Annotated in this window: 2 protein-coding genes; both read left to right on the top strand. The window is 57.3% G+C overall.

Annotated elements, in window-relative coordinates:
• Positions 1–218 precede the first annotated feature (218 nt).
• Entirely contained in the window at positions 219–4,928 is a 4,710-nt protein-coding gene (locus tag LZ463_RS27455; protein ID WP_241459516.1) for a cellulose synthase subunit BcsC-related outer membrane protein, read from the top strand.
• A 249-nt stretch (positions 4,929–5,177) separates the two neighbouring features.
• Positions 5,178–10,031 (top strand): cellulose synthase subunit BcsC-related outer membrane protein, encoded by a 4,854-nt coding sequence (locus LZ463_RS27450; RefSeq protein WP_277624193.1) that lies wholly within the window; start codon positions 5,178–5,180, stop codon positions 10,029–10,031.
• Positions 10,032–10,133 lie beyond the last annotated feature (102 nt).

Genomic DNA, 10,133 nt, shown 5'->3' with positions numbered 1-10,133 from the left:
CGCGCTGTTCTTGCTACCTGTCTGGAATACGGCGTGTCTGACCAGCAGGAGTGAAGCGTATGTTGAGTGGTCTTGTCTGTAGAGTTAATATTACTGCGCACATTTTCTGCAGTGGCTGTACTGATGACGGAACTCAAGAGCGGACCCGGGACCGTGTTCAACGATGGTTTCCGGGTTCAACGAGGGCTCACAGAAAAAGCGATCATTAGGGGACGTAAATGGTCTTGAAAAAAAAAGCGGCAGTATTGGCGCTTTTGGCAGTTTTTTTTGAGAGTGAAACTGCGTTCGCAGAAACAGCGCTGACGCAGCAATTGAAAGAACAGGCGCAATTCTGGCAGCAACGTGGTCGTGATGACAATGCTGCCGACCTCTGGCGCAAACTGTTAAGGATTGATGTCAATAACATCGACGCCCTGATGGCCTTGTCCATGCTGGAAGCCAAGGCTGGTAACCCTGAGCAGGCGAAGGCGTATTTTGCGCGCCTGCAAGGCACCCAGGCCAGCTCGGCACAGGTGCGCAGTGTCGAACAAGTGCTGCGCAAGGGCGGCCTGGGCGGTGTCGCCCAGCTCGAAAACGCCCGCAAGCTGGCCAAACAAGGTGATGTCGAATCGGCTGTCGAAGCCTACCGGCAGATGGGGGACCCATCCAAGCTCCGGGGCGATGCCGCTTTTGAATATTTTCAGACATTGGCTGGCACCAAGGGCGGTTACGAAGAAGCCCGCCGTGGTCTGGCCAAACTGCACAAAGAAAACCCCGGCAACAACAGGTATACACTGGCCCATGCCCAGGTACTGACCTATCGTGAACCGACACGGGTAGAAGGCATGAACCTGCTGGAAGGCCTGGGCAGCAAACCCGATGTCAGCAAGGAGGCGACAGAGTCATGGCGGCAGTCCCTGAGCTGGATGGCCCCCAAACCGGAAAATGCCAAATACTTCAACCGTTACCTGGAAAAATATCCCGATGATGCCCTCATTCGTGAACGTGTCAGCGGGCAGGGCAAGTCGGCCAAGGTGGCAGCACCAGCGGTGACGGAAGAGGTGAGGCCGGTCGAAAAACTGGCAGAAAAACCACCAGAAAAGGCGATAGAAAAGCCCGTCGAAAAAACAGTAGAAAAGCCGCACGGCAAGTCCAAAGAGAGCAAGCCTGCGGAAGAAAAGCTCGCACATGCCAAACCGGCAGAGAGCAAGTCAGCGGAAAAGGCGGCTGAAAAAACGGTAGAAAAACCGGCAGAAAAAAGCAAGCCGGTTGAAGCTGCTGCGCCGCAACCGCCCAAACAGCCCAAGGCAGCCCCGGAAAGCCCGGTTGATAAAAGTCGCATTGCCGGTTTCAAGGCATTGGATGACAATGACGTTGCCACGGCAGAAGCCGAGTTCCAGAACCTGATCAAGATCGCGCCCAAAAATCCAGTTGGCTATGGCGGCATGGGCCTGGTCAAGATGCGTCAGGAAGAATTTATCGAAGCGCGGGATTTCCTGCACAAGGCTGTCGATTTTTCACCGGGTCAGACCAAGGATCAATGGCGTCAGGCTTATGAAGACTCCAGCTACTGGGCTATTGTGGCTGAGGCCAGGACCGCCTTTGAAGACGGCGACAGCGTCAAGGGCATCGATTTCTTGCGTAAGGCCGTTGCACTGAACAGTAAGGAACCAGCCGGTATCCTGCAACTGGCGGATGCCTTGCAGGCAGAAAATGATTTGAAGGGCGCAGAAGAAAATTACCGCCGCGTCCTCGATGCAGATAAAACCAATATCCGTGCGCTTGATGGTGTGATCGGTGTACTGGTGCTGCAAAAACGTATTGCTGATCTTGAAGCCCTGAGCAGCATCATGCTGCCACGCCATCTGGCCATCGTCGCCAACCTCAAGTCTGACGATATGTGGAGCAAGGCCAAGACGGCAGAAGCAGCCGGTGACCTCAATGGCGCCCAGCAACTGCTGGCCGACGCCATCATGATCAAGCCTGACAATGCCTGGCTGAGAATGGCGCTGGCGAAAATCTATCTCAAGCGCGACATGCCGGGTCAGGCCAGGGCGCTGATAGATGCCATGACCAACGTGGAAAACCCCGATCCTGAAGCCCTCTATGTCAGCGCCTTGCTGAGTGAGATGCAACAATACTGGTGGGAAGCCTTGGTCACGCTGGAAAGAGTACCGCCGCCATCGCGCAAAAAGGAAATGGTTGACCTGCAAAGACGGCTATGGATACGCGTGCAGATTGACCGTATCACCCTGATGAGCAAGCGCGGCAATATCGCTGCTGCCAAAAATACCTTGGCTGCGGTAGAGCAGGTTGCCGGTACTGATATTGAATTCATCGGCACCATGGCCAATTTCTACATACAGATGGGTGACAAGGAGCGTGGCTTTGCCATGTTGCGTCAGGCTGTGCAAAACACCCCCAAACCAGCGGCCGGACTATTGTTGCAATACGCTGGCACCCTGATGGAAGCCAACCAGGAAGGTGAGCTTGAAGCCGTCATGCGCCGTGTGGCCGCCATGCCCGGCCTGCAGGAAGGTGAAATTGCTGCCTTTGGCCAACTGCAAAGAGTGCTGGCGATGCGTTATGCAGAGCGCGCACGCGAAGCAGGCGATTATGCCAATGCCTATGCCTACATACAGCCCATGCTGATTGCCGATCCCGAAGACAGCCTGCTGTTGCTGACACTGGCGCGCATCTACAACGCTGCTGGTGATAGCGAATCAGCCAGAGAGCTGTATGCCAAGGTATTGCAGACTGATCCGGAAAATCCCGAAGTCCTGCAAGGCCTGGTGTATGGCGCGATACAGGTGCGTGATTTTGACAATGCCGAACGTCACCTCAGTGTCCTGATGCGCCAGCAGCCAGATAATCCACGCTACCTGTCGCTGGCCGGTAATGTCGCCCGGGCGCAGGGTAACAACCGCACAGCGCTCAGTTATTTCAAACGCGCCCTGGCGTTGGAACAGTCACAGAAAACCGTCATCGGTTCCGGGCCGAATGGCCTGCGTCTGGTCGATGCTGCGCCGGCTAATAGTGTCACGGATTTTAAGACCAATCCGTTTATCCAGACCAAACCAGCAACAGGGGCGCAGCCGCAATTGCAAACTGCACCTGCGGTACGTGGACCGGCTTTAAAGGAAGTACCAGCCAGCAGTTATACCGGTGGTATTTTCGCACCTGTCGGCAAGCCTCTGTCGCCGCAGTCTGCTCCGGCTACTAATCCGGCCACTAATCCTGCTATGAATGCGCCAGTCAATAATGTGCCGGCGACAGCAACACCTGCACCCGCCTTGAAGGCGATACCCAGCTTGCCGCCACAGGCAAGTCCGCCGGTGCCGCAATTGCAGCAGGCGCCTGCCAGTGCGCCGGCCAATTCCAATACGCCAGCTGGCAAAGCGCCGGTAGTGAACCCTTTGCAACCGCCACAGCCCAAGGGCGGCGGTGCAACGCCGGAACCCAATCGCCTGGCCCCCGACGCTTACAGCAATGGCGCGACCATGCAAAGCCCTTATCCTGCCGGGGGAATGATGCTGGCGCAATATACTCCTGCGACACCGTATATACCGCCGAAGGCGAGCTACAACAGCAACGCGACGCCGGTGCCAGTGCCCCAGCAATACGCGCAATATGCGACGGGCAGCAATACCAATAATACCGTCAACCGCAGCAAAGCCAGGGTAGCCAACGTCAGTGCAGAAGAAGCAGCACTGCAAAAAGAAATCGACGCCATCAACGAACTGAGCCGCACCGAAGTCTCGGTCGAAGTGGCAGGGCGCTCACGCAGCGGAGAAAAAGGCCTGTCCGCCTTAAATGACATAGAAACCCCCATAGAAGCCCAGATCAGCACGTTGGGACTGGGCCAGTTCGGCTTAAAAATCATTCCCGTGCTGGCCGATGCCGGCACCCTGTACTTAAACGATACCAACGTCGCAGGCCAGTTTGGCCGCAACGCCATCCTGGTCGAACGCGCCAAGTTTGCCAAAGTCCCGTTCACCACCATCGCCCGCCAGCAAGGCTTAAGCAACGTTGCCAGCCTTGACGAACAAGCCAAAGGCGTCGCCCTCAACTTAAGCTACGAACTGGCCGGCATCAAAGCCGACATCGGCGCCAGCCCCATCGGCTTCCCCGTCCAGAACGTCGTTGGCGGCCTGCGCTGGAGCGGCCAGTCAGATGGCGCTGGCCTCGGGGTAGAAATCGCCCGCCGCTCCGTGACCGACAGCTACCTCTCCTATGCCGGCGCCAAAGACAGCCTTTACGGACTCACCTGGGGCGGCGTCACCAAGACCGGCGGCAAACTCGACACCTCCTACGATGGTGAAGACGGAGGCGTCTACGCCAGCCTGGGCTACTACAGCCTGACCGGCAAAAACGTCGCCAAAAACACCATGGCCGAATTTGGTGCAGGCGCCTACTGGCGCGCCTACAAAACCAACGACTTCAGTTTTACGACAGGACTGGGCCTGACCTCCTTCTTCTACAACAAAAACCTGCGCTACTTCAGCTACGGCCACGGCGGCTACTTCAGCCCCAAATCCTACGTAGCCGTTGGCCTGCCACTCGACATCGCAGGACGCAAAGGCAAATTCGCCTACCAGCTGGGCGCCTCACTGGGGGTACAACACTTCCGCGAAGTAGCGGCAGCGTACTACCCGAACAGCCCGCTGGACCAGGCAGAGCTGGAACAATTTGCGGCAGCCAACCCGACCATCAACATCCAGACCAGCTACCCGGGGCAATCGAAGACCGCATTTGCATTCAAGCTTGGTGGAGCGGCAGAATACCAGCTGACCCCGCACCTGTTCCTTGGGGGCAAACTCAGTGCGGATAACTCAGGAGACTTCAACGACACCACGGCAGCGATCTACCTGCGCTACAGCTTCGAGCCGAGAAAGAGCCCGATAGGCTTCCCGCCGGTGGCGCCCAAGGCTTATTATCAGGGTAACTGAGAGGGTAACTGAGAGGGGAACTGAGAAGAGAACTGTTATCGGGAAATATTTATCCCGAGTAATGAAAACCGCCAGATTCCTCACGGAACCGGCGGTTTTTTATTGGATTTGCAATAGATTTACAATTCATGCCACACATACGCTTTCTATTTGGGCTGGCTTACTTCAAAATGCTGCTTAAGCGTATCCTTTGTTTTTACGACATCAAGCTTGCAGGATGCGCCGTACAAGCTTCAATAGGGGACATGAATGATTTTTAAGAAAAAAGCGTTGGCACTGGCGCTTTTGACCGTATATCTGGACAGCGGGCAGGCGCTCGCCAACACCCCCTTGACGCAGCAACTGAAGGAACAGGCGCAATTCTGGGCGCAGCGTGGCAAAGATGAAAACGCCGCCGACGCCTGGCGCAAGATACTGAAGATAGAACCATCCAATGCCGAGGCCCTGCTGGCCCTGGTGATTTATGAATCCAAGGCTGGCAACCCCAGCGAAGCCAAGACCTATTATTCCAGACTCAGAGGCGCTCAGGCGACCATCACCCAACTGCGTGCAGCCGAAGATGCTTATCGTCGCGGTAGCAGCAATGGCGCTGGCGGCCAGCTCGAAGAAGCGCGCAAGCTGGCCAAACAGGGGGATGTCGACAGCGCGGTGGAAGCCTATAAGCAAATGGGTGACCCGTCCAAACTCAAGGGGGATGCCGCATTTGAATATTTCCAGGTATTGGCAGGCACCAAAGCCGGTTATCCTGACGCCAAACGCGGCCTGGAAAAACTGATGAAAGAAAGCCCTGGCAACACCAGGTATGCATTGGCCTATGCCCAGGTGCTGACGTATCGTGAACCTACCAGACTGGAAGGTATAGCCGCGCTGGAGCAACTGACTGCCAAGGCTGATGTCGGCAAACAGGCCGGTGATTCATGGCGTCAGGCGCTGAGCTGGATGGCGCTGAAAAATGACAACGCCAAGTACTTCCGCCGCTACCTCGATAAATTCCCCGATGACCAGGCCATGAGCGAAAAACTGGCTGGCCTGAACCGTCCTGCTGCACCGGCTGTAACTGAAGAAAAGAGTAATCCGGCCAAGGTGCTGGCTGCCGCCAAACAGACTACTGCCGTCAAGGCAGCAGCGGAAGTCAAAGAGAATATCGCCGCAGCACCTAAAGCTGAAGTGCAGGCAAAATCTGAAACAAAGTCAGAAGCCAGGTCAGAATCGAAGCCAGAGCACAAGTCTGCCGGCAAGACAGAAGCGCAGGCAAAGGCAAGTGGCGACAATCTGGACAAGGCGCGTACTGACGCTTTCAAGGCCCTGGACGCCAATGACCTGAAGACGGCTGAAGCGGCCTTCCAGACGCTGATCAAATCCCACCCCAAAGAATCTGCCGGTTACGGTGGCCTGGGCCTGGTCAGGATGCGCCAGGATGAATTTGTCGAATCCCGTACATTGCTGCACAAGGCGGTGGAGTTGTCGCCGTCCAATCGCAAGGACCAATGGAAGCCGGCGTTTGACCGCGCCAATTACTGGGGCATGATTGCCGACGCCCGTACTGCATTTGAAGACAGCAACAGCGCCAAGGGTATCAGCCTGTTGCGCAAAGCCATAGAGATGGACCCCAAGGAAGCGGTCGGCATCCTGCAGCTTGGCGACGCCCTGCTGGCAGAAAATGATGCGGCCGGAGCCGAAGCGAATTTCCGCCTGGTGTTGAAGAGCGACCCCAAGAACCAGGGTGCGCTGGATAGCATGATCGGTTTGCTGGCACAGCAAAAACGCATCAAGGACCTCGAAGAGTTAAGCGCCTACATGTCGCCACGGCAGATGGCGGTGTTGTCTGAACTCAAGGCCGGCAAATTATGGGACAAGGCCAAAGCTGCCGAAGCCGCAGGCGATATCGCCACGGCCCAGACCAGCCTCGAAGATGCGGTACTGATCACGCCTGATAACCCCTGGTTGCGCATGGCGCTGGCAAAAATCTACCTGGGCCAGAATGCTCCAGGTGCGGCGCGTGCCCTGATGGATGCCATGGCCAATGTCGAAAACCCGCAAGCCGAAGCCCTGTATGCCAGCGCCCTGTTGAGCGCCATGCAGCAGCTATGGTGGGAAGGCCTGATGACGCTGGAACGCCTGCCGGTCGCCGCCAGAAAACCCGAGATGGTCGAGTTGCAAAAGCGCCTGTGGACACGGGTGCAGGTTGATCGCCTGAATGTTTTCGTCAATCGCGGTGACACGGCGCGGGCGCGTGAACTGCTGGGCACCATAGAAGGCGTGGCCGGCAATGAGCCAGAATTTGTCGGCATCATCGCTGCCTTCCACATGAAGGTGGGTGACCCAGGTCATGGCCTGGCCCTGGTCAAGCGTGCTGTCGACAGCACACCCAACCCGCCGGCCGGCGTGCTGCTGCAATATGGCATGGCCCTGTTGCGCGCCAATCAGGAGGCAGAAGCACTGGCCGTGATGCGCCGTATCACTGAAATACCCAAACTCAGTGCAGAAGAAGTAACTGACTACAAGGATTTACAGCGCATTGTCTCCATGCGTTACTCGGAAAGGGCGCGTGAAGCCGGCGATTATGCGACCGCCTTCAATTTCATCCAGCCCATGCTGATGGCGGACCCGGACGACAATCTGCTGTTGCTGACACTGGCCAGAATCTATAGCTCATCCGGTGACACCGAGTCTGCCAAAGACCTGTATGCCCGTGTACTGCAGGCTGAACCGCAAAACCCTGAAGTCTTGCAGGGCCTGGTGACTGCCGCCATACAGGCCAGGGACTTCAGCAGCGCAGAACAGCACCTGGCCACCCTGATGCAGTTGCAGCCGGATAATCCGCGCTTTATTTCCCTGGCTGGCAATGTGGCGCGGGCGCAGGGCAACAATGGCAAGGCCATGGAGTATTTCAGGCAGGCTCTGGCCATGGAGCAGGCACAGCGTCCTAACGCAGGTATGGGAGCGAATGGCATACGGCTGGTTGCGCAGAATCAGCCTGCCCCTACCGGTGACTTCAGCGTCAACCCGTTCAGTGATCGTAATGGCAGGGCGCAAGCCGTGGCCATGAATAATCAGCCGGTGCAGGCAGGCGCGGGCAATCCCCGCAGTGCGCTGTTCGCACCGGTTGGCGTGCCTTTGCAGCAGGTAGCACCGCAATATGCGCCACCTGCGCAGGCTCAGTATATGCAGCCGCAATATGCGCAGCCCCAGTACGCTCAACCGCATTACGCCCAACAAATCCCGCAGCAGCAATATGCACCGGTAGCGCCGCAATACCAGATACCGCAACTGCCTGCCAGTACGCTGGCAGCTGCGCAAAACCAAAGCCAAAGCAGCACAGCACCTGCTCCAATGGCGCAGGTCGCAGCAGCGCCTGTGGCTACTATCCCGCAATTGCAGGCTGTAACAATGAACAGGCAGGCTGCACCAGTGCAACAGGCAGCAGCTGCGCCGCAAACAGTACCGCCGTATACCTATGCCGGTACTGCAGCCGGTGTCAGCAATGCAGCTGTGCAGGGTGGTGCCAGCGGCAATGTCAGCAGCGCCAGCGGCACGGCGACGGTCTACCAGATACCGCCCGCGAATGTGACGCGCAGTCCACTGACGCAAGCACCGCTGACATCGCAAGTGCCACAGTTGCAAAGTCAGTCTGTACAAAAGCCACAGACCGGCAATTACTATGATACCGGCAGCGGTGGGGCGGGTACGGCTTCCTCTGCGCCGGTTGTGCCCTACATCCCGCCGAAGGCGAGCTACAACAGCAACGCGACGCCGGTGCCAGTGCCCCAGCAATACGCGCAATATGCGACGGGCAGCAATACCAATAATACCGTCAACCGCAGCAAAGCCAGGGTAGCCAACGTCAGTGCAGAAGAAGCAGCACTGCAAAAAGAAATCGACGCCATCAACGAACTGAGCCGCACCGAAGTCTCGGTCGAAGTGGCAGGGCGCTCACGCAGCGGAGAAAAAGGCCTGTCCGCCTTAAATGACATAGAAACCCCCATAGAAGCCCAGATCAGCACGTTGGGACTGGGCCAGTTCGGCTTAAAAATCATTCCCGTGCTGGCCGATGCCGGCACCCTGTACTTAAACGATACCAACGTCGCAGGCCAGTTTGGCCGCAACGCCATCCTGGTCGAACGCGCCAAGTTTGCCAAAGTCCCGTTCACCACCATCGCCCGCCAGCAAGGCTTAAGCAACGTTGCCAGCCTTGACGAACAAGCCAAAGGCGTCGCCCTCAACTTAAGCTACGAACTGGCCGGCATCAAAGCCGACATCGGCGCCAGCCCCATCGGCTTCCCCGTCCAGAACGTCGTTGGCGGCCTGCGCTGGAGCGGCCAGTCAGATGGCGCTGGCCTCGGGGTAGAAATCGCCCGCCGCTCCGTGACCGACAGCTACCTCTCCTATGCCGGCGCCAAAGACAGCCTTTACGGACTCACCTGGGGCGGCGTCACCAAGACCGGCGGCAAACTCGACACCTCCTACGATGGTGAAGACGGAGGCGTCTACGCCAGCCTGGGCTACTACAGCCTGACCGGCAAAAACGTCGCCAAAAACACCATGGCCGAATTTGGTGCAGGCGCCTACTGGCGCGCCTACAAAACCAACGACTTCAGTTTTACGACAGGACTGGGCCTGACCTCCTTCTTCTACAACAAAAACCTGCGCTACTTCAGCTACGGCCACGGCGGCTACTTCAGCCCCAAATCCTACGTAGCCGTTGGCCTGCCACTCGACATCGCAGGACGCAAAGGCAAATTCGCCTACCAGCTGGGCGCCTCACTGGGGGTACAACACTTCCGCGAAGTAGCGGCAGCGTACTACCCGAACAGCCCGCTGGACCAGGCAGAGCTGGAACAATTTGCGGCAGCCAACCCGACCATCAACATCCAGACCAGCTACCCGGGGCAATCGAAGACCGCATTTGCATTCAAGCTTGGTGGAGCGGCAGAATACCAGCTGACCCCGCACCTGTTCCTTGGGGGCAAACTCAGTGCGGATAACTCAGGAGACTTCAACGACACCACGGCAGCGATCTACCTGCGCTACAGCTTCGAGCCGAGAAAGAGCCCGATAGGCTTCCCGCCGGTGGCGCCCAAGGCTTATTATCAGGGTAACTGAGAGGGTAACTGAGAAAGCAATTGGAGCGGCTACTGATGCAGGTAGCTGCTACTGAAACCGAAAAGACGTACGATGAAATGTAGTGGACAGATAGTGTGGATG

The sequence above is a fragment of the Undibacterium paludis genome (genome assembly GCF_022568815.1).
In the GTDB taxonomy this organism is placed as follows: Bacteria; Pseudomonadota; Gammaproteobacteria; order Burkholderiales; family Burkholderiaceae_D; genus Undibacterium.
Note: the sequence above shows the minus strand (reverse complement) of the source record. Positions and strands in the feature narration are given on the sequence as shown.

Bases quoted from the DNA above. Each gene is read 5' to 3' on its own strand.
- LZ463_RS27455 (WP_241459516.1), top strand. From the start codon at position 219: ATGGTCTTGAAAAAAAAAGCGGCAGTATTGGCGCTTTTGGCAGTTTTT.
- LZ463_RS27450 (WP_277624193.1), top strand. From the start codon at position 5,178: ATGATTTTTAAGAAAAAAGCGTTGGCACTGGCGCTTTTGACCGTATAT.